Annotated in this window: 19 protein-coding genes; 7 read left to right on the top strand and 12 right to left on the bottom strand. The window is 49.9% G+C overall.

Features of this window, described 5'->3' with window-relative positions:
- Positions 1–11 precede the first annotated feature (11 nt).
- Both ACXAGR_RS04120 and ACXAGR_RS04125 read left to right on the top strand, forming a co-directional pair.
- Positions 12–905, top strand: a complete 894-nt coding sequence (locus tag ACXAGR_RS04120; RefSeq protein ID WP_303572102.1) for a sugar phosphate isomerase/epimerase family protein — start codon at positions 12–14, stop codon at positions 903–905.
- Positions 906–1,013: 108 nt separating this feature from the next.
- Positions 1,014–1,337: a DUF3392 family protein gene (locus tag ACXAGR_RS04125; RefSeq protein ID WP_119502824.1), complete on the top strand. Its 324-nt coding sequence runs from the start codon at positions 1,014–1,016 to the stop codon at positions 1,335–1,337.
- Here the strand turns inward: ACXAGR_RS04125 and acnA are convergent.
- A complete protein-coding gene (acnA, locus tag ACXAGR_RS04130) occupies positions 1,334–4,129 on the bottom strand; it encodes an aconitate hydratase AcnA (RefSeq protein WP_474848289.1) in 2,796 nt (931 codons plus the stop codon). The two genes, ACXAGR_RS04125 and acnA, sit on opposite strands and share 4 nt — an antisense overlap.
- A gap of 145 nt (positions 4,130–4,274) precedes the next feature.
- Between acnA and ACXAGR_RS04135 the strand changes: the two genes are divergently transcribed.
- Positions 4,275–4,748, top strand: coding sequence for a cupin domain-containing protein (locus tag ACXAGR_RS04135; RefSeq protein WP_119502826.1), 474 nt, complete (start codon positions 4,275–4,277; stop codon positions 4,746–4,748).
- A gap of 35 nt (positions 4,749–4,783) precedes the next feature.
- On the opposite strand, the gene ACXAGR_RS04140 is transcribed toward ACXAGR_RS04135, so the two are convergent.
- The 3 genes from ACXAGR_RS04140 to ACXAGR_RS04150 form a co-directional block, all read right to left on the bottom strand.
- Positions 4,784–6,001 carry an MFS transporter gene (locus ACXAGR_RS04140; protein ID WP_474848291.1) on the bottom strand — a complete coding sequence of 406 codons (1,218 nt, stop codon included), beginning with the start codon at positions 5,999–6,001 and terminating at the stop codon, positions 4,784–4,786.
- A 133-nt stretch (positions 6,002–6,134) separates the two neighbouring features.
- On the bottom strand, positions 6,135–7,553 hold the full coding sequence (locus tag ACXAGR_RS04145) for a sugar porter family MFS transporter (RefSeq protein WP_474848294.1): 1,419 nt from the start codon (positions 7,551–7,553) through the stop codon (positions 6,135–6,137).
- Between the two features lie 55 nt (positions 7,554–7,608).
- A complete protein-coding gene (locus tag ACXAGR_RS04150; protein WP_474841605.1) occupies positions 7,609–8,829 on the bottom strand; it encodes a XylR family transcriptional regulator in 1,221 nt (406 codons plus the stop codon).
- 169 nt (positions 8,830–8,998) lie between these two features.
- On the opposite strand from ACXAGR_RS04150, the gene xylB reads away from it, so the two are divergent.
- The 3 genes from xylB to ACXAGR_RS04165 all read left to right on the top strand — a co-directional run bounded on the left by xylB (position 8,999) and on the right by ACXAGR_RS04165 (position 13,104).
- The gene (xylB, locus tag ACXAGR_RS04155) at positions 8,999–10,489 is read left to right on the top strand and encodes a xylulokinase (RefSeq protein ID WP_474848296.1); all 1,491 of its coding nucleotides are present in this window, start codon (positions 8,999–9,001) and stop codon (positions 10,487–10,489) included.
- 71 nt (positions 10,490–10,560) lie between these two features.
- Complete coding sequence (gene xylA, locus ACXAGR_RS04160; protein ID WP_474841609.1) at positions 10,561–11,880, top strand: xylose isomerase; 1,320 nt, start codon at positions 10,561–10,563, stop codon at positions 11,878–11,880.
- A gap of 63 nt (positions 11,881–11,943) precedes the next feature.
- Complete coding sequence (locus ACXAGR_RS04165) at positions 11,944–13,104, top strand: pyridoxal phosphate-dependent aminotransferase (protein WP_474848809.1); 1,161 nt, start codon at positions 11,944–11,946, stop codon at positions 13,102–13,104.
- A gap of 87 nt (positions 13,105–13,191) precedes the next feature.
- Here the strand turns inward: ACXAGR_RS04165 and ACXAGR_RS04170 are convergent, their stop codons facing one another.
- From ACXAGR_RS04170 to ACXAGR_RS04200, 7 genes are all read right to left on the bottom strand, one after another.
- On the bottom strand, positions 13,192–15,306 hold the full coding sequence (locus ACXAGR_RS04170) for a TonB-dependent siderophore receptor (RefSeq protein WP_474848298.1): 2,115 nt from the start codon (positions 15,304–15,306) through the stop codon (positions 13,192–13,194).
- 132 nt (positions 15,307–15,438) lie between these two features.
- On the bottom strand, positions 15,439–16,047 hold the full coding sequence (gene cheD, locus ACXAGR_RS04175) for a chemoreceptor glutamine deamidase CheD (protein WP_474841613.1): 609 nt from the start codon (positions 16,045–16,047) through the stop codon (positions 15,439–15,441).
- 11 nt (positions 16,048–16,058) lie between these two features.
- Positions 16,059–16,889 (bottom strand): CheR family methyltransferase, encoded by an 831-nt coding sequence (locus ACXAGR_RS04180; RefSeq protein ID WP_474841615.1) that lies wholly within the window; start codon positions 16,887–16,889, stop codon positions 16,059–16,061.
- The gene (locus ACXAGR_RS04185) at positions 16,890–19,181 is read right to left on the bottom strand and encodes a methyl-accepting chemotaxis protein (RefSeq protein WP_474848300.1); all 2,292 of its coding nucleotides are present in this window, start codon (positions 19,179–19,181) and stop codon (positions 16,890–16,892) included.
- Positions 19,182–19,184: 3 nt separating this feature from the next.
- Complete coding sequence (locus ACXAGR_RS04190; protein ID WP_119502837.1) at positions 19,185–19,688, bottom strand: chemotaxis protein CheW; 504 nt, start codon at positions 19,686–19,688, stop codon at positions 19,185–19,187.
- A complete protein-coding gene (locus ACXAGR_RS04195; protein ID WP_474841620.1) occupies positions 19,685–21,514 on the bottom strand; it encodes a chemotaxis protein CheA in 1,830 nt (609 codons plus the stop codon). The genes ACXAGR_RS04190 and ACXAGR_RS04195 overlap by 4 nt, the downstream gene beginning before the upstream one ends.
- A gap of 24 nt (positions 21,515–21,538) precedes the next feature.
- A complete protein-coding gene (locus ACXAGR_RS04200; protein ID WP_119502839.1) occupies positions 21,539–21,904 on the bottom strand; it encodes a response regulator in 366 nt (121 codons plus the stop codon).
- A gap of 331 nt (positions 21,905–22,235) precedes the next feature.
- Here ACXAGR_RS04200 and ACXAGR_RS04205 point away from each other — a divergent pair, with 331 nt between their 5' ends.
- Positions 22,236–23,090 (top strand): MBL fold metallo-hydrolase, encoded by an 855-nt coding sequence (locus ACXAGR_RS04205; RefSeq protein ID WP_474841623.1) that lies wholly within the window; start codon positions 22,236–22,238, stop codon positions 23,088–23,090.
- A 15-nt stretch (positions 23,091–23,105) separates the two neighbouring features.
- On the opposite strand, the gene ACXAGR_RS04210 is transcribed toward ACXAGR_RS04205, so the two are convergent.
- On the bottom strand, positions 23,106–23,402 hold the full coding sequence (locus ACXAGR_RS04210) for a hypothetical protein (protein WP_474841625.1): 297 nt from the start codon (positions 23,400–23,402) through the stop codon (positions 23,106–23,108).
- Positions 23,403–23,492: the final 90 nt, after the last annotated feature.

A 23,492-nucleotide genomic window follows, 5' to 3' on the forward strand; every position in this document is an offset into this window, starting at 1 on the left:
AGGAGAATAACATGTCAGGCAGAAACAATAAGGCAAGTCATATTGCCAGCAAGATCGGCCAGTCCTCACTGGACCGTCGTCAATTCGTAAAACTGGGCGCAGCCGGAGCAGGCCTGCTGATGGCACCGGGATTTGCATTTGGTCAGGCTAAAGCGGAAACCCGCGTAGGACTACAGCTGTATACACTGCGCGATATGATGGCCGTCAGTGTGCCCGCCGTGCTGAAACTGGTTTCAGCGGTAGGCTACAAAGAACTGGAATTCGCCGGTTATTTTGGTCACAGCCCGAAAGAAATCCGCAAAATTGTTGATGGTGAAGGCCTTTCAGCTCCTTCTGCACACATTCCTCTGGATATGTTCCGCAAAGAAGGCATTAATAAAGTTATCGAAACCGCCCTCGAAGTAGGCCACAAATATGTGGTTATCCCTTATCTGACTGAAGAACAGCGCGGTACAACCATCGATGTGTACAAAAAGCTGGCAGAAGAATGCAATAAGTGGGGCGATGCCTGTAACCGTCAGGGACTGAAACTGGCCTACCACAATCATGATTTCGAATTCCACGTTACTGACGGTGTCGAGCCGTACGATGTGTTACTGAATGAAGTGGATGCCGACAAAATGGCGATGGAAATGGATTTGTTCTGGATGTTCAAAGCCAATAAAGATCCGCTGGCCTATTTTGCCAAACACCCCGGCCGCTTCAAGCTGTGGCACGTCAAAGACATGGACAAGCAGGGCCAGTTCGCTGACGTAGGTACCGGTACAATTAACTTTGCCAAAATCTTTGCCGCATCGAAGCAGGCAGGCGTAGAGCACCGTTTCGTTGAACGCGACCAGACACCGGATAAACTGCAAACCATTCAGCAGGGTTACAAAGCCGTATCCACCTTGCTGGCCGGCTAATACCTGAGTGGTCATGCACATACGCTGAACCTTAATTCAGACGTAGGTTTTCTTTGCCGCAAAACGTAAAATGCCCGCTATCAAAGCGGGCATTTTTGCAGTGAATTTATGACAGAACTATTTGGCCAGTTAAGCCAGTGGCTATCTCCCTATTACACCCAATTGAGTATCATGCTGATGGCCACCATTCTGGTGGTGTACGGCGACATCATCAATAAACATATCAAACGCATGCTGGCGCCGTATCATTTTCTTATCCGCACCACACTGTTCGTGTTGCTGTGTGCTTTCGGATACGGGCTGCTCACTATTCACGGTGCGCCGTTCCTGCTCTACCTGATAAAATACCTGCCCTGGTATTTACAGGGCGCGGGCTTTATCAGTGCATTCATCATTCTGGGCGTACTTGCCGAAAGACGGCGCTATATTTAAGCGCCTTTCTTCAGATACTCGCGGATAACATAGTGCAGGATGCCGCCGTTCTCGAAGTAGGTAAACTCATTGGCGGTATCAATCCGTACGTCCATCATAAATTGACGGGCCTCACCATCGTCAGGCGTGACAGTTACCTGCACTTCTTTCTGCCCACGTTCAACCGGTGCAATGCTGTAGGTTTCGTCACCACGCAATGACAGCGATGACGCGCTGTCGCCTTCTTTAAACTGCAACGGCAGAATCCCCATACCGATGAGGTTAGAACGGTGAATACGCTCATAACTCTCTACCATAACGGCTTTGACACCTAATAATGACGGCCCTTTGGCTGCCCAGTCCCTGCTTGAGCCTGTACCATACTCTTTGCCTCCGATAACCACAGCCGGCACACCGTCTTCACGGTAGCGCATGGCCGCATGGAAGATAGACATGGCATCACCGCTGGGATAATGGGTGGTTGCGCTGCCGGTGGTGCCGGGTGCTAACTGATTTTTCAGTCTCACATTGGCAAACGTACCCCGCATCATCACCTCATGGTTACCACGGCGTGATCCCAGAGAGTTAAAGTCTTCCGGTTCAATACCCTGCTCCTGCAGATATTGTCCTGCAGGGCTGTCCGGGGCAATGGCGCCGGCAGGAGAAATATGGTCGGTGGTAATGGAATCACCCACCTTCACCAGACAGCGTGCGCCTTCAATGGCACTCAGTGCCGCAGGTTTACTGCCCATGTCAGCAAAGAAAGGCGGATGTTTGATGTAAGAGGAGTCCGGCCAGTCATACACAGAGCTTGAAGACACATTCAGTTCGTTCCAGATGTCATTGCCTTTAAATACATCCGCGTATTTCTGTTTAAACAGATCGCCCGACACATAGTCGTTAATTTTCGACTGAATTTCCTGTTCCGATGGCCACAGATCTTTCAGATAAACCGGTTTTCCGTTCTTATCTGTACCGATTGGCTCACGGGTAATATCCACTTTCATGTTGCCAGCCAGCGCGTACGCCACCACCAGCGGTGGTGAAGCCAGGTAGTTAGCCGCTACATCTGGATGGATACGACCTTCAAAGTTACGGTTACCGGACAATACCGAGGTAACGGTGAGTTTCGCATCGTTAATTGCACGGGAAATTTCTTCAGGCAGCGGACCGGAGTTTCCGATACAAGTCGTACAGCCGTATCCCACCAGGTTAAAGCCAAGTTGCTCAAGGGGCTCCATCAGTCCTGCATCTTCCAGATACTGTGTGACCACTTGTGAACCCGGCGCCAGTGAAGTTTTCACCCACGGCTTACGGGTCAGACCCAGTTCCACCGCTTTCTTCGCCAGCAAACCGGCACCGATAAGCACTGACGGATTAGACGTATTCGTACAGCTGGTAATGGCGGCAATAACGATTGCACCGTCTTCCAGATTAAATTTCTCACCATTGAAGTCGACGAAAGAATCCTGCTCTTCATCCACCTCTGCCATGTCGCCGCCTTCAGCAACAAATTTAGCTTCTTCACCTTCGACTTTTATATCAATCTGAGACTGATACCAGTCAGTGAAGGCACTGGCGGCAGTATCAAGAGCAATACGGTCCTGCGGACGTTTGGGTCCTGCAATGGAAGGCACCACATCAGCAAGGTCCAATTCCAGCGTTTCATGATAAATGGCATCTTTCGTGTGATCGTCGTGCCACAGACCGGCTGATTTTGCGTAGGCTTCTACCAGTTCAATCTGTTCGTCAGGACGACCGGTCAGTTTCAGGTAATCCAGTGCCACACTGTCTACCGGGAAGATACCGCAGGTGGCACCGTATTCAGGCGCCATGTTCGCAATAGTCGCGCGGTCTGCAGTGGTAAGGTATTTAATGCCCGGGCCGTAGAATTCAACGAACTTACCCACCACACCATGCTCTCGCAGTTGTTCAGTGATCGTCAGAACCATGTCAGTAGCAGTTACGCCGGGATTTAACTTACCGGTTAAACGGAAGCCTACAACGTCCGGGCGCAGCATGGTAACGGGTTGTCCAAGCATGGCCGCTTCGGCTTCAATACCACCCACGCCCCAGCCAAGTACGCCAAGACCGTTAATCATTGTGGTATGAGAGTCTGTGCCTACCAGCGTGTCCGGATACACCAGTGTGTCGTCTCCTTCCTGCTTGGTAAACGCACAACGTGCGAGATATTCCAGGTTCACCTGGTGCACGATACCCCGGCCCGGCGGTACCACTTTGAAGTTGTCGAAAGAAGACTGTCCCCATTTCAGAAACTGATAGCGCTCACGGTTTCGCTGAACTTCAACACCAGTGTTTTTCTCGAAAGCATCCTCTGAGGCAAAATAATCCACCATAACAGAGTGGTCGATAACCAGCTCTACAGGGTTCAGAGGGTTAATGGTTTGTGCATCCCCTCCTAAATTATTAACCGCATCACGCATGGCGGCGAGGTCAACAATGGCCGGGACGCCGGTAAAATCCTGCAGAATTACCCTGGCCGGCACAAAGGAAATTTCATGCTGACTGTCATCTTTGATATCCCACTTCGCCACTTTCTCAATATCTTCGCTGCTTACGAATTCCTTGTCTTCGTGGCGGATTAAGTTTTCCAGCAGGATCTTTATGCAGAAAGGCAGACGGTCGAGGTCGAATTGCTGCCCAATGGAATCGAAACTGATTGCTTTGAATGCATTATCGCCAACATTAACGGTCGTAAACTTCTGATATTTCACGTTTTCACCTTTCAAATTGAATGAGTGCGCGGTTCTGTATGGCCTGAAAAGACAAAAAAGCGCCGGAGAATTTCTCATTCATACGGTGATGTTGTGAAAAAAAGTTCACCCATTCACCACATCGGATTTGTTTAGAATTGGTTAATAAAGATGATGTTTTCGATTAACGGGCACGGTATGCTATTTGTACAGGGTAAACACACAAAAGAAGAATTATAAAAACATGGGCAAAACGCGACATCACGAATTAATCGATCAACTGCAACTGGAACCCCACCCGGAAGGCGGATTTTACAGGCAGATATTCAAGTCTGATAAACAGGTTAATTCACCTGCACACGGTCTGGGCCGCCCCGCCATGACGCATATCTACTTTCTGTTGCTTGAAGGTCAGGTAAGCCGCTTCCACCGCGTTTTACACGATGAAGTCTGGAACCATTACGAGGGAGCGCCATTGCGTCTGTACCACATTCATCAGCAACAGCTGAGAGAACAGCGGATTGGTGGCAGGGAACATGGCTATGCAGCTGTCATTCCGGCCGGCAACTTTCAGGCCGCTGAAACCACCGGAGAATACACTCTCGTGGGCTGCAGCGTAGCGCCGGGCTTTGACTTCGCCGACTTCAGTTTCATTGAGGAACCGTCACTGAAACAATGGATTGAGATCGCCCATCCGGATATGTCACGTTTTATCTGAATCAACAGACAGGCGTGACATCACGCCCGTCTTCACTATGCCTGTGCCGTTCGCAATCTTAACACCGGGCGCTCATCAATGAAAATGTGGATCAGCGCAGTGATACCGGCAATCACGCAGGCACTCCACCAGACTACATCATAAGAACCGGTAGTATCGTACAGATAACCACCCAGCCAGACTCCGCTGAATGAACCCAGCTGATGGCTTAAAAACACAATGCCGTACAGCAGCCCCATGTGCGGCAGACCGAATAACTGCGCCACCAGCCCGGATGTAGGCGGCACCGTGGCCAGCCACAACAAACCAGTCACAATAGAGAATATGTAGACCGATGTTGATGACATGGGAAAATACATGAAGCCGGCAATGGCAACAGCCCGCAATGCGTAAATGAGGGTGAGCAGATTTTTCTTGGAATATTTACCCGCCCATGAGCCGGACAACAGGCAGCCAATGATGTTAAACAATCCAATGAGCGCCAGGCTCATGACCGCGATGTCAGCGGTAAAGCCCCTGTCAGCAAGAAATGCAGGCATATGCACGGTAATGAATGCCAGCTGGAAACCGCACACATAAAACCCCACCACAATCAGCCAGTAATGGGGGTAAGTACAAGCCTCTTTCAGCGCTTCTTTCACAGTCTGACGCACCTGTGTGTTGCCCTGCGCCGCCTGTTGCCCGCCGCTGCCGGTTAATGAACCGGCCATCAGGCTCATCATCAGCGCACTTCCCGCCATCAGTAACAACGCATTGCTCCAGCCATAAGCGGCAATAAAATGCTGTGCAACGGGTACTACCAGCAACTGTCCGGCGGAGCCGGCTGCACTGCCAAGACCTAAGGCAAATGAGCGTTTTTCCGGAGACACCATTCTTGCCATCGCAGGCAATACCACACCCAGGCCGGAGGCGGCGATGCCCATCCCCATCAGCAAGCCGGCTCCCGCGTTCAGGCTGCCGGCGCTGTCACTGAAGGCAGTAACCGCTAAACCACCGGCATACAGGAAGGCGCCAAGAATAACGGTTTTTACGGTACCGAAACGGTCTGCCATTGCCCCGGCAACAGGCTGAAAGAGTCCCCACCATAAGTTTTGCATCGCCAGCGCAAAAGCAAACACCTCACGGCCGTAGCCAAACTCTGAGGAAACAGGCTCCATGAAGAAGCCCATGGAAGAGCGCAATCCAAAGTTGAGCGATAACAATATGCAGGCAAATGCGATGGAGAAACTGAGGAGTCTGACCGGCTGTGACATGAGGCATCCTTGTGATGCAGCCCTTTACACTCCGGTATCTGCTTGCGGTAAAAGGCTGAAACGTAAAAAGGCATATTACCGCTTTTCGTATGCCTTTAATACTCAGTGGATGTAAGGCTTTTTTTCCGCCGGCTCAGCCTTGCATATCTTCCAGTTCACGACCGCGGGTTTCATACACGTACTTGCTGACAAAAATCACTGACAACACCGCGCACAATGCATAGAAGCCGTATGCACCTGCCAGACCAATACCGGCCAGCATCATCGGGAAAGTCCATGTGATGGCGAAGTTTGTCAGCCACTGAATCAATCCGCTCACCGCCAGACCGGAGCCACGGATTTGATTGGGGAACATTTCTCCCAGCATCACCCACATGACCGGTCCCCATGAGAAGTTGAAGCAGAACACATACAGATTGGCAGCAATCAGTGCAACAGGTCCCCAGGCACCCATTATCAGTTTTCCGTCCATCCCCTGCTCTGCGTTACCAAACGCGACAACCAGCGCGATAAGCGTTACAGACATACCGGCAGAACCCCACTTCAACAGTGGTTTACGGCCCACTTTATCGATGATTGCCAGGGTAACCAGACAGGCAGCAATACTGATGGCTCCGCTTATCACGTTGATCAGAAGAGCGTCACTTTCTGAGAAGCCGACGGCCTGCCATAACACCGCGCCGTAATAGAATACCACGTTAATACCCACCAGTTGCTGCAAGGTGGCAAGTCCCAGACCAATCCACACGATGGGTCTGACCTTTCCGGTATCCGGTTGTTTCAGGTCGCTCAGGCGCGGCTGATGATCATTTGCCAGTGTGGATTCAATTTCAGTCAGCTTTCCCGCTCCTGCATCACCGTAAAGCTTACCCAGAACCTGCTGCGCTTTGACTTTATCTCCTTTTACTACAAGGAAACGGGGACTTTCAGGTATAAATAACAGCATCAGTAAAAACAACGACGCCGGGATCAGCTCCATCCAGAACATCCAGCGCCAGGCTGCATAATCCATCCACAGAGCCTGCGTAGAACCCGAGGCGAAATCGGCAAGAATATAGTTACTGAGAAAAGCGGCAAATAACCCGCTGATAATAGCGATTTGCTGGATCGACGTGAGCATGCCGCGGTATCTGGCAGGCGAGACTTCGGCAATATAAGCCGGCGCCATGACAGAGGCAGCGCCTACCGCAAGTCCACCCAGGATACGATAAAAAACAAACTCACCACCACTGGTTGAAACGCCGGAGCCCCAGGCACTGATAATAAAAAATACTGCCGCCACCAGCAGCAATGCTCTTCTGCCGTACTTATCTGCCAGCCGCCCGGCAAAAAAAGCACCGACAGCACAACCTAAAAGCATACTGGAAACATTAAATCCCGTACCCACACTTTCTGACTGAAAGGCGGCCTGCAAACCGTCAATAGTGCCGTTAATAACGCCACTGTCGAACCCGAATAAGAAACCACCTATAGTGGCAACAACACTGATGAAGAGTATAAAACTCCTGTTTTCAGAGGGCTTGTCTGCACTTGCTGATAACACGGTGTCCATAGGGTACTGATTCTCCGTTATTAATAATTCTGCGTCATTTAAGTTTCATTGCTCTCTAGATAGCGGCAAACTTTGATAAACCTTCCACGGGCAAGTCATCCAGACTTTGGGGCCGGTGTGCCTGACGGTACTCCACCGGAGTCTGGTTAAAATGCTTGCGGAATATGGCATACATGTATTGAATCGACGGGTAGCCACAAATTTCTGCGATTTCAACTGCGGCTTCATCAGTTTCCTTCAGCATTTTGCAGGCACGGCTGAGTTTTTCGTTATGAATTTCGGTGTGAATACTGTGTCCCCGCTCCTCTTTGAAACGGCCCTCCAGGTTTGAGCGGGATATACCTACGTAGTCCAGCACCTGATCAACTTTAATGCCGCGACATGCGTTATGCCGTATGAAATGCATAGCCTGCATTACCAGCGGGTCTTTAATCGCTTTGTAATCGGTAGACTGCCGTTCAGCTACACGCTCGGGTGGTACGAGTACCGGCGCTTTGCTGACTGGTAAACCCTGCAATTGCCGGTGCAGCATTCTTGCAGCCTGAAACCCCATGTCAAAACAGCCCTGCTTCACTGATGTCAGACTGACACGACTCAGGTACCGGGCCAGCTCGTCATCATCTATACCTATCACTGAATACCTTTCAGGAATGAGTAAGCCAAGATGATCACAGGCTTGCAGCAGGTGACGGGCCCTTGCATCGGTAACTGCCACGATTCCGGTCGGTTCCGGTAAACTATTCAGCCAGTCGGTGAGTCGTTTTAAAGAATACTGCCAGGTTTCAGGACGTACGGCATGACCACGATAAACGAAACACTCATAGCCTTCCCGCCGAGTCAATTCCAGCATGGCTCGCTCACGCTCATGTGCCCACCGGTTCTGAGAGTCAAGAGGCGCACCGTAAAAGGCGAATTGTTCTATGCCTTTTTGTTTTAAATGTTCAAATGCAGCTTCAACCAATGCAAAGTTATCGGTAGCGACGTAGGGCACTTGGGGATAATCAGCCTGATTTTGATAAGAACCGCCCACTGCCACGACCGGCACTCTGGCTTTAGTCAGCGCTTTTTCAATAGCAGGATTGTCAAAATCTGCAATAATCCCGTTTCCGCTCCACTCGTCCAGATGCTCCAGCCGGGTCATAAAGTCCTCTTCAAGATACAAGTCCCAATCGGCTTTCGACGTTTGCAAATATCGGCCTATACCTTCGATAATCTGACGGTCATAAACCTTACTGGCATTAAACAGCAACGTGATACTGTGTGACTTTTCGAACATAGCTGGCCCCGACTAATAAGATTCCGTAAAGCAATTTATGAATATTGTTTTTACGCATCCTAAACCACCGCAAAGCAATTAACAAAAAGATTACAAAATTTCATAATTGCTCTGATCGCTTTTGATAATCAACATAGAGGAATAGCGGATTACCAGAAGTGGAAACAACATGTACATAGGCATTGATTTAGGCACCTCAGGGGTAAAAGTGGTGTTAACAGACGAACAGGGCGCGGTGTTAAGAACCACCCATGCGTCTCTGGATGTGTCGATGCCAAAGGCCTTATGGTCAGAGCAGGATCCGGCAGACTGGTGGGAAGCGACCTGTCAGTGTCTGGATGCGCTGAAAGCATCGCAGGACTTAAGTACCGTGAAGGCTATCGGACTGAGCGGACAAATGCACGGGGCAACCTTGCTGGATGAAAACGGTGACGTGTTGCGCCCTGCCATCCTGTGGAACGACGGCCGCTGCGATGATGAATGTCATGAAATAGAAGCGGCCGTGAGCGACGCACGTCAGCGCAGCGGTAATATCGTGATGGCAGGCTTCACCGCGCCTAAAATCCTGTGGGTTAAGCACCATGAACCTGATGTCTACAAACGCATTCACAAAGTATTGTTGCCCAAAGATTACCTGCGTTACAAACTGACCGGTGAATTTGCCAGCGAAATGTCAGATGCAGCCGGCACTATCTGGCTGAATACGGAATCCCGTAAATGGGACAGCACATTGCTGGCTGCCACAGGGCTGAATGAATCTCATATGCCGGCACTTTTCGAAGGGAATGCGGTCACCGGAGAGCTGACGGCCAGCCTTGCCGCACGCTGGGCCATGAAATCCGTCCCTGTTGCCGGCGGCGGTGGCGATAACGCTGCCGGCGCTATTGGCTGCGGTATTGTTGATCCGGGTCAGGCCATGCTGTCACTGGGCACATCCGGGGTTTACTTTGCCGTCACCGATACCTTTCGCATTAACACAGAGCAGGCTGTACACAGCTTCTGTCATGCCCTGCCTTCCCGCTGGCATATGATGTCGGTAATGCTGAGTGCTGCGAGCTGTTTTCAATGGTACGCAGGTCAAAGTGGTTACGAGGATGTAGGGGCGATGCTTGATGATGTTGAGCAGTCAGTCTCTTATTCTGATGAAGCAACGCCGTTGTTTTTGCCTTACCTGACCGGTGAGCGGACACCGCATAATAATCCTTATGCGAAAGCAGCCTTTTTGGGGGTCACAGCCAGCACTACCCGCGCACACATGGCCAGAGCTGTCATTGAAGGTGTTTCCATGGCACTTGCAGACGGCATGGACGCAGTGCATCAAAGTGGCGTCAGTGTATCGTCAATCAGTCTGATAGGCGGCGGAGCGAAAAGTCCTTTCTGGCGACAATTGCTCAGCGATATCAGCGGTCAGAACTTAACTTACCGCAAAGGCGGCGATGTTGGCCCTGCGCTAGGAGCTGCAAGGCTTGCGCAACTGGCGGTGAATCCTGACAAATCCTTATCTGATATTTGTTTCCAGCCCGAAGCAGAAGCGGAATATCAACCAGACCCCAAAGTTAATGAAGCCTATTTAGCAAAACGTCAGCAGTTCCGTGAGCTTTACTACGCCATAGAACCTTTCTGGTCGTCACCGAAAAAACAGAAAACTTTCACGAATTAACATAATTGTTGAACTGCGCAGGGTCTTTCACACTGTCTTCACCATAACCCTGCCTGAACAGGAAAAAGAATATGAGCAACTATTTCGACGCAATTCCAAAGATCAAATACGAAGGCGCGGACTCGACCAATCCGCTGGCATTTAAACACTACAACCCGGAAGAAGTGATCATGGGTAAAACCATGGAAGCGCACCTGCGCTTTGCTGCCTGCTACTGGCACAACTTCTGCTGGGACGGAGCTGATGTATTCGGTGGCGGCACATTTAATCGTCCCTGGCTGACTCAGGGTGATGCCATGACGCAAGCCAAAGCGAAGGCGGATGCGGCTTTCTCATTTCTGGAAAAGCTCGGCGCGCCTTATTACTGCTTTCACGATGTTGATGTGGCACCGGAAGGTCAGTCTCTGAAGGAATACGTGCACAACTTTTCCACCATGACTGAAGTGCTGGCGCACAAGCAGGAAGAAACCGGCATGAAACTGCTCTGGGGCACAGCGAATGTATTCAGCCACCCACGTTACATGTCAGGCGCAGCAACCAACCCGGATCCGGCCGTGTTTGCCCGCGCAGCCACTCAGGTATTTCATGCGATGAATGCCACCAAACAACTGGGCGGTGAAAACTACGTGTTGTGGGGCGGCCGTGAAGGTTACGAAACCCTGCTGAACACCGATTTAAAGCGTGAACGTCAGCAACTGGGGCGCTTCATGAACATGGTGGTTGAGCACAAACACAAAATCGGCTTTGACGGCCTGCTGCTGATTGAACCTAAGCCACAGGAGCCGACGAAACATCAGTACGACTACGACACAGCAACCGTTCATGGCTTCCTGTCTGAATTTGGTTTAGAGAAAGAGTTTGCCGTAAACATTGAAGCTAACCACGCCACCTTGTCCGGCCACTCTTTCCATCACGAAATAGCCACTGCATTTGCGCTGGGGATCTTCGGTTCTATTGATGCCAACCGCGGCGACCCGCAATTAGGCTGGGATACTGACCAGTTCCCTAATTCAGTAGAAGAAATGACACTGATTTGTTACGAAATTCTGAAAAATGGTGGCTACACCTCAGGTGGCTTTAACTTTGACACCAAATTACGCCGTCAAAGTATCGAGCCGGAGGACTTATTCCTGGGCCACATCGGCGGCATGGATACCTGTGCGCTGGGCCTGAAAAAAGCCGCTGCCCTGCTGGAGTCTGAAGCACTGGGTGACGCCGTTGAGAAACGCTATGCCGGCTGGTCAGAAGATTTCGGCCAACAGGTATTAAACGGTAAAATGTCGCTGGAAGACGTAGCTAAGTTCGCCAGCGATAACGCACTGGATCCCAAGCCGGTATCCGGCAAACAGGAAGGCCTGGAAAACATCGTAAACCAGGTGATCTACAAGTAAGCTGGCTGGCGCTGACCGGTTTGCGGTATCATGGCTCCTCGTTTTTACGGGGAGCCTGTTTTGTTGAAGTTTTCAGATCGTGCCAACGCCATTACACCCTTCTATGCCATGGCTTTTTCAGAGAAAGCCAGTGCCCTTGAAGCAAAAGGGCATCATGTCGTCAGACTCAATATTGGCGAACCGGATTTCGGTGCTCCTGGTCCGGTTGTGCAGGCCATGCAGGATGTCATGGAAAGGGCAGAACTGCCCTACACTTCAGCCTTAGGTTTACCGGCCTTGCGGGAAGCCATTGCCGGTTTCTATCTTCAGCGACATGGTGTTGCTGTCAATCCAGACAATGTTGTAGTTACTGCAGGAGCATCAGCCGCGCTGCTTCTGGTGAGTGCCGCACTGGTTAACCACGGCGATAAAGTGATGCTGGCCGACCCGGCCTACCCGTGCAACCGTCAGTTTATCCGAAGCTTTGGCGGGCAGTTGCAAAGCATTCCCGCCGGCGCTGAACAGCGCTTTCAGCTGACACCACAAAGCGTGCAGGCAAACTGGCAGAGCGATACCAAAAGTGTGATGCTGGCATCACCGTCTAATCCCACGGGCACATCGGTGCCTGAAAGTGATCTGGCGGCAATATGCGATTTTGTAAAATCCCGCGGTGGCTGGCGTATTGTTGACGAAATTTACCTGAATCTCAGCCATGATGGTCACGCTCAGACAGTACTGGCTTTTGACCCCGACGCCATTGTGATCAACAGCTTTTCAAAGTACTTCGGTATGACCGGCTGGCGTTTAGGCTGGTGTGTAGTGCCGGATGACATGGTGCCGGTGATGGAGCGTCTGGCGCAGAACTTATACATTTGTCCGTCGACCCCCGCGCAATATGCGGCGCTGGCCTGTTTCACCCCGGAAACCCTGAACGTTTGCGAAGGACGCAGAGATATTCTGCTGCACCGGCGTCAGCGGGTTCTTGATGGCTTAAAGCAGGCTGGATTATCCGTGGATGTGGAGCCGGACGGCGCGTTTTATGTATATATCAACGTCACCTCTACCGGTCTGAATGCCATGACTTTCTGTGAGCGGTTACTGGAAGAACAGCACGTTGCCCTGACACCGGGCAATGATTTTGGCGAGGCTACCGGTGATGATTATGTGCGTTTGTCCTTCGCGGCTTCAGAAACTGCATTGGATGAAGGTATAAAGCGCATCGGTAATTTCCTGGCGTCACTGTGATTTATCAGGACTGGTAGCGGCTTAAATATAGAAAAGCCGGTCAGCGCCCCCTGAAGGCAGCGGAACCGGCTTTGTGAGTATATTTATTTAAAACTGATATTTCACACTGGCAGTGTAATTCACCGGCGAGCCCGGCATTACCCAAAGCTTATGGTATGAGTTTTCAAAGTAGACTTCATCAAACAGGTTGTTGACGTCGAACTTCACACTCAGCTTCTCATTTAATGCCAGCGAAGCCGACAGGTTCACCAGCGTATAGGAAGGCAGTATAAATCCGGCGTCAGTGGTTTCCCCCAGGCGGTCGCCCACATAACGCACCGTGGCGCCGAAGAAGGCTTCTTTTTCCATCAGTTGCGTATAGTGATTCAACGAGATAAAGCCCGCGTGTTTCGCCACATTGATCAGACGGGAGCCTTTCGGAATGGTCACGCCCCAATCGAGGTTATTCACTTCATTCGCGGTTTGCGCATCCGTGTAAGCATACGAGAAATCCAGACGGGTATTGGCAGTTAAGTCTGTGGTCAGCTGAAACTCAACGCCCTGGCTCTCCACTGTACCTAATGTCGCCGACAACCCGGTGTTGGGCTCTGCTGTCAGCATGTTGGTTTTTTCAGCGTCAAAGATAGCAATGCTACCGGAGAACCGCTCAGCCAGATTTTCCCACTTAGCACCCACCTCAAACGAGGTAGTTTCTTCCGGGTCAAACGCATTGCGGTCGGAATCAAGCCCAGGGTTGGGTCTGAACCCTTCAGCATAGCTGGTATACAGGCTCACCTTTTCGTTTACAGCGTAAGTCAGACCGAGACGGGGCGTGACCACTGTTTGATCCTGGCTCTGACCGGCACCTGCAAGATGGTCATAAATTTCCTGCTCAAATTTGTCTACACGGAAACCCAGCAGCAGTTTAGTGGCTTCATTTAACTCGATGAGATCCTGCGCATAAAAACCCAGACCCTGTTGCTTTTCTGCAGTAAGGGTAACAGGCGATACATCAGGACGGGCTATGGTGTAAGCAGGATTGGCCGGATCAATACTGTAAGTGGTGTCACCGGCGCCCCAGGCTGTTCGCCAGCGACGATAGTCAGTATCGATATGATAATTGTAGTAATCCAGACCAATCAGCAGGTTATTGGTTAAACCGGCAACCTCTGCTTCGCCACTCAATTCTGCACGTAAGGATAAATCCTGCGCTTCATAATCACGGGTTCTCCGCTGGCGCGACAGAATATCCGGATCAGTCAGTAATAACTGACGGCCAGCCGACAGCTCAGTATCTGAAGATTGTCCTTTCATGGACGAATCGCGGTACGCCATGCCTGTAAGCAGGTGCCAGCTGTGAGTCAGTTCGTGGTTCAGCACCAGTTGATGACCGAAGGTTTTCACCTCATGTGCACCGTCCCGGATATCACCGTAAAAGTCTTCCGGGTTCACCGCATCAAAATCGTTGTCCAGTACATAAACACCACGGTCCAGCGGCTTTTCCTGATCAAGGATTTCCATCTGATAACTCACACTGGTGACATCAGACAGGTTCCAGATGAACGAAGGATTGATATTGAGGTTTTTAAAGAAAACGGTATCTCTGTACGTGTCAGAGTCTTCATATGAACCATTGAGCCGGTAAGCCATGTCATCATTCAGACCATTCGTGTAATCGAATTCAACCTGTTTCTTACTGTAATTACCCAGTGTGCCCTGAACGTAGCCCTGTTCTTCAAATTGCGGCTTTTTAGTAATGATATTGATGGTACCGCCGGGTTCTCCCTGTCCGTACAAGGCAGAACCGGGGCCTTTCATTACTTCAACTGACTGAATATTTACTGTGCCGCGGTTCCCGCTGTAACCGCGAACATTAAAGCCGTTAATGAGATAGCCAGTGGCGTTGTTTTCATCGCCTGAGAAACCACGAATGGCAAAACTGTCGAACATGCCTCCGGAGTTATTCTGTCTGACGACAGCAGGAGAAAAATCCAGCGCATCAATGAAACGGGTAATGCCTTCATTGGCTAACTGATCTGCACTGATGCGATCGACTGCCTGAGGCGTTTGAATTAACGGAACATTGCCACGGTAAGGCTGGAAGTGTCGCTTCACTTCAATGTGTTCCACGTCATCCTTCTTTTCCTGCGCGGCAATAACACTCTCTTGTGCTGCTGCGCTGGTGGATAGTGCGAGTAATGAATATAAAAACTGCTTTTTCATAAAATCTTCTGTAAGGGGGGAACCAAATGGCGCAGGATGTTATATCATATCAACTCAGTGAGCAAACCGGTTTTGTTGAAGCTTTTATGAAGATTAAAGGCCCCGGACTATATAAGGGCGCTGGCAGAACACTTAATTCCCAAACATATCAATGGAACCGGTCGCTTTCGTTTCCTCGTTAACACGCATGGCGAGTTCCGCTTCACGGTCATGAATGGTGTTGTTGTTCATGTCGTAAATGCGCTTCATCAGCACCGAACCGGTAGATGGGGTGAAATAAATCTTGCGGGCGTAATTAGCCATCAGATCGCTGGCCAGGATGGGAATATTTTCGGTTCTTAAGAAGTCGATGGCAAATTCAGAATTGGTTGCGCCGATATCATTTTGCACATATCCGGGCAACACTCTGGCACCGCCGAATACCTTAGCAACCAAACGTTTCTTTTCTCCGCCCAGATGAAGGCAATCATTTAACAGCACTTCCATGGCATGCACACCGTAGCGGTTTGCTTCAAAAGACATTTTGTCGATTTGCTTATTATTTGGCAGCATGAAATGGTTCATGCCGCCAACTTCAGTGATGGGATCATACAGGCATACTGCCACGCAGGAGCCGAGTACCGTCACAATGAGTTTGTCTGCCGCAGTGACATAGTATTGACCAGGTAAAATTTTTACCGCATCACGGCCAAAACGACTGTCGTAGTAGGAAGGAGGCTGACTAAAATCATGGGCGGACACGTTATGTGTAACTACCTGACTGGCGCATAAATTGTTTTACCAACCGGTCTGAGAATATCCGATGCATCAGCGAAATGCTCAGAGTGCCCGGCGATATACAGGCTGTCATGCTTGAGATGACCGACCAGCCTGTTCAGAATCTGATATTGAGTCGGTTTATCAAAGTAAATCATTACGTTACGGCAAAAAATGACATCCATTTTCTCTTTGAAGCTATAATCTTTATGTAACAGATTGATTTGCCTGAATTCCACCATCTCCCGCACTTCATCGACCACCCGCACCATGCCGGATTTCGAGCCTTTGCCCCGGTAGAAAAACTGCTTTTGTCTTTCCGGCGACATTTTCTCGATAGACGACGCTTTGTATACACCATTTTTTGCGGTTGCCAGCACCTTGCTGTCAATGTCCGATGCGTAGATTTTGATACCCGGCCGGAATGAGCCAAAGGTTTCAGCTACTGTCATAGCAATAGAGTAAGGCTCTTCTCCTGTACTGCTCGCCGCGCACCAAATCGCGGTCACATTGGAATGATTACGAAGGTATTTTTCCAGCGCGGAAAAGTGATGAGGCTCACGGAAGAATGACGTTAAGTTAGTAGTCAGCGCATTAACAAATTCCTGTTGTTCAATGTCACTGCGCTCTACCACTTTTAAATAGTCACTAAAGGTTTTCAGCCCCAGCGCCCTGAGGCGCCGGGATAACCGGCTGTACACCATGGTAACTTTAGAGTCTGCCAGACGAATGCCTGCAATCTTAAACACGGTGGCGCGCACCCGTTCGAAGTCGTCCTGACTATAAGCATATTCTCTGTCGACTTGCTCAGCGGTTGCGGCGGTCATTTAGAATGTCTCCCACTCACTTTCGCTTGGCGAGCCTGGCTTCAGAGCTTTAGGCGTACTCACGGCTGTCATACGTGCGGCCGGCTTTGCAGAGCCGTTCAATCTCTTAGCTGGCGGTGGTGCAAGCAGACTACCACCATCCAGTTTGAACATCGCAACCCGTTCTGTCAGGCCAATGGCTTGTTGTTGCAAGCTGTCAGCCGCAGCCGCAGCCTCTTCAACCAGTGCCGCGTTTTGTTGCGTCATTTCGTCCATGCTGTTCACGGCTTTGCCCACTTCTTCGATGCTGGTAGCCTGCTCAGAAGACGCTGCAGAGATTTCAGACATGATGTCGTTCACGCGCTGAATCGCATTAACCACTTCAGCCATGGTATCGCCGGATTTGTTAACCAGCTGGTTACCACCGTTGATTTTGCCCACAGAGTCAGAAATTAACTCTTTGATTTCCTTCGCGGCTTCCGCTGAACGTTGTGCCAGCGTACGCACTTCCGATGCTACCACGGCAAAGCCCCGGCCCTGCTCACCGGCTCTGGCTGCCTCTACAGCCGCATTCAGTGCAAGGATGTTAGTCTGGAAGGCAATACCGTCAATGACGCCGATGATGTCTGAGATTTCCTGAGCTGACGCATTAATATCGCCCATGGTATCGACCACCTGACGAATAAGGTCCCCGCCTTCATTTGCAACTTTTGAAGCCTGTGAAGCCAGCATGTTTGCCTGCTCTGCGTTCTCTGCATTCAGACGCACGGTGCCGGTCAGTTCTTCCATAGCGGAAGCCGTTTCTTCCAGACTGGACGCCTGCTGCTCAGTACGGCTGGATAAGTCGGCGTTACCTGTGGCAATTTCCGACGAAGCTGTATTAATGGTGTCTACCGCTTCGTTAATCGAACGGATAGTCCCTGAAATTTCTTCGGCAAATGAGTTGATGGCGTTGGCCAGCACCTGGAATTCACCCTGGAAGTCATCATCTACCCGCTGTGTTAAGTCACCGGCTGACATTGAAGACATAACATCGCTGATAGTACCGATGATACGTTTATTGTCCTGAACAAACTGGTTAATTGAATTACCCAGTTCAGCAAAATCACCATCCAGTCGCAGCGGGTCGGTATCCAGATCACCCACCACCAGGCGCTGCATGGTAGCGCGGATAGCCTGAACTGCCTTAACCCGCGCGGTAATATCTACAGCATATTTAACCACACGGTAGGGTTTACCATTCTGGTCGAAAATCGGGTTGTAGGAAGCCTGGATCCACACATCGTCACCGGCTTTATTGATGCGTCTAAATTCATCGGCGAAGTAAATACCTTTGCTCAGTTGCTCCCAGAATGAACGGTATTCCGGACTTTTCTTATATTCCGCATCAACAAACATGCTGTGATGTTTGCCCTGAATTTCTTCCAGTGAATAACCCATAGCGCCAAGGAAATTCTCATTGGCGTTGATAATTGTACCGTCCAGGTTAAATTCGATAACCGCCTGAGCACGGTTCAATGCTTCAATCTGACCACCGTAATAAGCATTTTTGATTTTCTCGTCAGTGATGTCTGTGGCAAATTTAACAACCCGGATCACTTTACCGTTTTCATCGTATACCGGGTTGTAAGATGCATTGATCCAAATTTCACTGCCGTCTTTGCGAATCCGGCAGAACTCGCCCGAGGACACCTGACCACGGGCCAGGTTGCGCCAGAAATCTTTATATTCCTGACTGGAAGCATAGTCACCTCTGCAGAACATACGGTGGTGTTGACCCTGAATTTCCTCCAGGTCATAACCCACTGCGCCACAAAAGTTTTCATTAGCCGTAATGATAGTACCGTCCGGATAGAACTGAATAACTGCCTGAACGCGATTCAGTGCGTCAGTAATAGCATTGGTTAAAATGGCGTCCTGATTATCAATCAGTTCAACGCTGTAGGCGGTTGTCTCGCTACGCACGTTTTTCAGCCCGGCCACCGTAACCTTAATATTCCGGTCCTTCAGTTCCAGTAACACCTCGCCACCGCCCGGCGAGTGCGCCGCGGCCTGCTGAAGACTGCTGGCCTGTAAGCCAAGGGCACTGATGTTACTGCCAATAAGGGTCATGACCGAAAAACCGCTATTGCGGGCTTTAATACTACTTTCCAGTTGCCCCAGCAGCGCCTTTGCCGCTTTGTTTGCGACCACTATGTTGCACTGACCATCCAGAATCAGCAGACATGCAGACGATGATTCAAGGGCCTGGATGCTTTCCAGCGATCCTACTACGGCATTGTCCTCACCACTTAACCATTTAAAAACACCCATCGATTACTCTCCTACACTCGCCTGACCGACTTCCACCAGCCCAAGTTCATTGCTGTTAATTAAACTTTCAATATTGACAAGAATGACCATGGTTTCGTCCACATCCGCCAAGCCATGTAAATACCGACTATCAAACGCCACGCCAAACTCCGGAGGTGGCAACATTTCTTCTTCAGTTAGACGGATAACATCGGATACACCGTCAACCACAATACCCACAATGCGCTCATCCACATTCAACATAATGACAATGGTGAATTCGTTATAAGTGGCTTCGCCCACATTGAACTTAATGCGCAGGTCAACCACAGGCACAATATCGCCCCGCAGGTTCATGACCCCTTTTATAAAGTCAGGAGCATTGGCGATTTTTGTTACCTGCTCGTAACCTCTGATTTCCTTCACAGTGGTGATGTCCAGCGCGTAGTGCTCCTCACCTAAAACAAAACTGAGAAATTCACGATCATCTCCGGCCATCACCGACTGTTGTACGGCGGCTTCGCTCATACACATAACTCCTCTTCTGCGGGCAGTTGACAATGTTCTGCCACGGCGTCTGCATCCAGTATCATGGCCACGGTGCCATCACCCATAATTGTTGCTCCTGCCAGACCGGGGATTTTCCGGTAATGGCGCTCCAGACTCTTAATCACCACCTGCTGCTGACCTAAAATGGAGTCAACCTGAATGCCGTAGCGTTTTTTGCTACTTTCCACCAGTACAACAATGCCTTGAGTAGCCGACGTGACGGCATCATCGATATCCATCATTTGGTGCAGTGCCACCATTGGCCAGTACTGTTCTCTGATCCACAGCAGTTTTTCATTCCGGATATTTTTCAGTTCGTTAGGTTTTGGTTGGAATGACTCAATTATATTTAGTAGAGGAATCACAAAAATGCGACTTCCAACTTTCACACACATGCCATCAAGAATGGCTAAAGTGAGGGGTAACTGAATGTAAAACCCTGATCCTTCACCAGTTTTTGAAACTATCTCAATTCTTCCGCCAATCGACTCAATATTTCGTCTGACCACGTCCATGCCAACTCCCCGGCCACTGACGTCAGTCACTTCCGCAGCAGTGGAAAAGCCGGGTTCGAAAATCAGATTCCACACATCACTGTCTGGCATATCGTCACTGAATGGCAGACCATTTTGACGTGCTTTGTCCAGAATGCGCTCACGGTTAAGACCGGCACCGTCGTCTGTAATACCGATGACGATATTGCCGCCTTTTTGCTCCGCACTCAGAGTCACCGTACCCGCCTCTGGTTTACCGGCTGCCTTACGGACCTCCGGGGATTCCACACCGTGATCAATACTATTGCGCACCAGGTGGGTGAGCGGATCCACCAGCTTTTCAATCAAACTTTTGTCAATTTCGGTATGCTCACCTTCCATCACCAGATTGACCTGCTTACCTAACTTTCTAGACAAGTCACGGACAACCCGGGGGAAACGGCTGAAGGTCATATTTACAGGCAACATCCGCATGGACATCACCGATTCCTGAATTTCCCGTGTATTGCGTTGCAACTCGGTGATTGCATGTTGCAACCGGTCGCTTGCCTGTCCGTCTACTTCACTGCCCACCATCGAGAGCATTGACTGGGTGATCACAAGCTCTCCCACCAGATTCACCAACCCGTCGATCTTGGTAGTATCTACGCGGATAGAGGCGTTCTCTTTGGCCGGTGAGGCTTTCGCCGGTACTTTCGGTTTCACTGCGACGGCCGCCGGAGCAGGTTCAGATTGCCCGGCCGCTTTGGCATCCGCCGTAACATCTGTCGTATTCGCGGCAGGGGTTTCACCTGCGCTTTCTGCAACAACAGGGAATTCTTCTTCATCATCAAAAAAGCCGAAATCAAACCCTTCACCGTCATCACCGGATTCAGAGGAAGCCGCCGGCTGGCTGTCCTGACCGCTATTCTCTCCCTGACTCCCGCTCCCAAGGACGGTTTCCAGTTCAGCAATACGGGCAGAAATATTGTCGTCGGGAGTATCAGTTCCCGCTTTATAAGCTTCGAGGGTTTCCTTCAGCACATCTGTGGAGGAAAGCAGTAAGTCCACGGATTCCGTGGTGAGTGGCATAAGGTGTTTGCGGGCCTGGTCGAGCAGGTTTTCCATGACATGGGTCAGACGGGTAAGTGCGTCGAAACCAAAAATACCGCTGCCGCCTTTAATGGAGTGGGCGGCGCGAAATATGCTGTTCAGTTCCTCATCATCAGGGGCAGACACATCAATTTCCAATAAGATGCGTTCCATTTCCTGCAAATGTTCGTCGCTTTCGTCGAAAAAGACAGTATGAAACTGCCCAACATCAATGGACATTTTACGCTCCCGTGAAGCATAGAATCAGCTGGCCAACTTATTGATAACTGTCACAAGTTTATTGGGGTCAAAGGGCTTAACCATCCAGCCGGTGGCACCGGCCGCGCGCCCTTTTGCTTTCATGTCATCACCGGCTTCGGTGGTTAACATGACGATAGGAACGCGTTGGAATGCCGGTTTGCCTCTGAGCGCTTTAATCAGTGTCAGTCCGTCCATGCGTGGCATGTTCTGGTCTGTAAGCACAACATCAAATGCGGAACCGGAACACATATCCAGTGCATGCTGACCGTCTTCGGCTAATGTCACTTCGAAGTTAGCCGCACGCAATGTCATTTCCACCATTTGTCTGATCGAAACGGAATCATCTACAACTAAAACCCGTGTACTCACCTGATTACTCCTCACTATTCGGTGTTGGCATTAAACCGGACAGAAAGTGATCGGTGATGCCAATAAACGTAGTACACAGTATGAACAAGATCCAAATTCGCGAAATTATACTTTTGGTTATTTGGCGACAATAGTGAATTTTAACGACATTTGCGACAAAGATAGTGTAAGCATTAAATTTTGACTATAAATTAATCGCTTAACATTGAAATAAGAATGAGTCGCATGAAAGAAGATACTGAAATTATCAGTGAAATCAGTGACAAACATACATAGTTATACATTTATATAACTGAAATTAGAGCCATCACACGTTACTCCGGACCCACTTATGTCATTTCTCACCAGATATATTCTCATAACCATTTGCATAATCTCTCCGGCATCAGCGCAGGAATATCGCCTCGAAGATACCGGAAATGATGTTTACCGGTATGTGGCCGGAAACTACCGCTCCGTGGTGATCAATACCAGCGACGGTATAGTGGTCGTCGACCCGCTAAACACGGATGCTGCAAACTGGCTGAAAAAAGAAGTAAAAGAGCGCTTTAATAAACCAGTACGTTACGTGATCTACAGTCACAGCCATCCTGACCATAGTTACGGTGGCAACGTGTTCGATGACGGTAATACAGTTTTTATCAGTCACGAAGATGCGAGAGCTAACTTAGTACGAACAAAAGCGCAGACGACTATCCCGAAGCTGGTTTTCAGTGACACCTTCATCCTGCACGCCGGCGAAAGTTCGATTGAAATGCGTTACCTGGGGCCAAATAACGGTTATGGCAACGTGGCTATCAGGATTCAGCCCGGCAACATTTTGATGGTGACCGACTGGATAACACTGGGACGTTTACCCTATAAAGATTTAATGGGATACGACATTGAAGGAATGATAGTTTCGGTAGAAGAGGTGCTGAAGCAGCCCTTCAATTTGTTTATCGGCGGGCACGCAGACACAGGTAGCTACAGGGATGTGGAAAACTACAGAAATTATCTGGTGACCCTGCATGACACCGTGCTGGAAGGTATTCTGGCTGGCAAATCGTTAGAGGAAATACAGACCACTAAAGCGCTCAGCCCGTGGTCAGAATTGAAAATGTTTGAGGAATGGATGCCACTGAATATTGAAGGCGTATACAACCAGCTGATGTCACGCTCGTATATTCAACTGCGTCCTGAGTAGAGGACGCAGCGCACTTTACAGGCGTTCGATAGCAGGGATGTCGTAGTAAATATCCGGAGACTGCTCTTTCAGCTCAGTGAGGGATTTTTTTCGGGCGGTCCGCTCGCTGACTGTTTCACCAAATACAGCCAGATGCTCTTCTTCGATGAGTTGCGAGATATCAGAATGGCTGGCAATACCAAGCAGTTTTGCTGCCTGAATAAGGCCTTCGGTCCGGTGCTTTTGCACATCGTCCGGCTTGCCTGATAAGGTATTGCGGAAACTCAGAATAAGTTGCTCCCGGCAATAACCTATAAATTCATTCTGTGTCATCAGCGTACCTTTTTCATCGTTTGCGATTGAGCACGATAATGGATCTGCAAAAAGAACTCAAAAACCACTACACCAGTCAAGCAGGGCATA

This window comes from Alteromonas sp. ABH4_457 (genome assembly GCF_056160625.1).

Bases quoted from the DNA above. Each gene is read 5' to 3' on its own strand.
- ACXAGR_RS04120 (WP_303572102.1), top strand. From the start codon at position 12: ATGTCAGGCAGAAACAATAAGGCAAGTCATATTGCCAGCAAGATCGGC.
- ACXAGR_RS04195 (WP_474841620.1), bottom strand. From the start codon at position 21,514: ATGTCCATTGATGTTGGGCAGTTTCATACTGTCTTTTTCGACGAAAGC.
- ACXAGR_RS04210 (WP_474841625.1), bottom strand. From the start codon at position 23,402: ATGACACAGAATGAATTTATAGGTTATTGCCGGGAGCAACTTATTCTG.
- ACXAGR_RS04140 (WP_474848291.1), bottom strand. From the start codon at position 6,001: ATGTCACAGCCGGTCAGACTCCTCAGTTTCTCCATCGCATTTGCCTGC.
- ACXAGR_RS04135 (WP_119502826.1), top strand. From the start codon at position 4,275: ATGGGCAAAACGCGACATCACGAATTAATCGATCAACTGCAACTGGAA.
- xylA (WP_474841609.1), top strand. From the start codon at position 10,561: ATGAGCAACTATTTCGACGCAATTCCAAAGATCAAATACGAAGGCGCG.
- acnA (WP_474848289.1), bottom strand. From the start codon at position 4,129: ATGAGAAATTCTCCGGCGCTTTTTTGTCTTTTCAGGCCATACAGAACC.
- ACXAGR_RS04185 (WP_474848300.1), bottom strand. From the start codon at position 19,181: ATGGGTGTTTTTAAATGGTTAAGTGGTGAGGACAATGCCGTAGTAGGA.
- ACXAGR_RS04190 (WP_119502837.1), bottom strand. From the start codon at position 19,688: ATGAGCGAAGCCGCCGTACAACAGTCGGTGATGGCCGGAGATGATCGT.
- ACXAGR_RS04170 (WP_474848298.1), bottom strand. From the start codon at position 15,306: ATGAAAAAGCAGTTTTTATATTCATTACTCGCACTATCCACCAGCGCA.
- xylB (WP_474848296.1), top strand. From the start codon at position 8,999: ATGTACATAGGCATTGATTTAGGCACCTCAGGGGTAAAAGTGGTGTTA.
- ACXAGR_RS04205 (WP_474841623.1), top strand. From the start codon at position 22,236: ATGTCATTTCTCACCAGATATATTCTCATAACCATTTGCATAATCTCT.
- ACXAGR_RS04150 (WP_474841605.1), bottom strand. From the start codon at position 8,829: ATGTTCGAAAAGTCACACAGTATCACGTTGCTGTTTAATGCCAGTAAG.
- ACXAGR_RS04145 (WP_474848294.1), bottom strand. From the start codon at position 7,553: ATGGACACCGTGTTATCAGCAAGTGCAGACAAGCCCTCTGAAAACAGG.
- ACXAGR_RS04125 (WP_119502824.1), top strand. From the start codon at position 1,014: ATGACAGAACTATTTGGCCAGTTAAGCCAGTGGCTATCTCCCTATTAC.
- ACXAGR_RS04180 (WP_474841615.1), bottom strand. From the start codon at position 16,889: ATGACCGCCGCAACCGCTGAGCAAGTCGACAGAGAATATGCTTATAGT.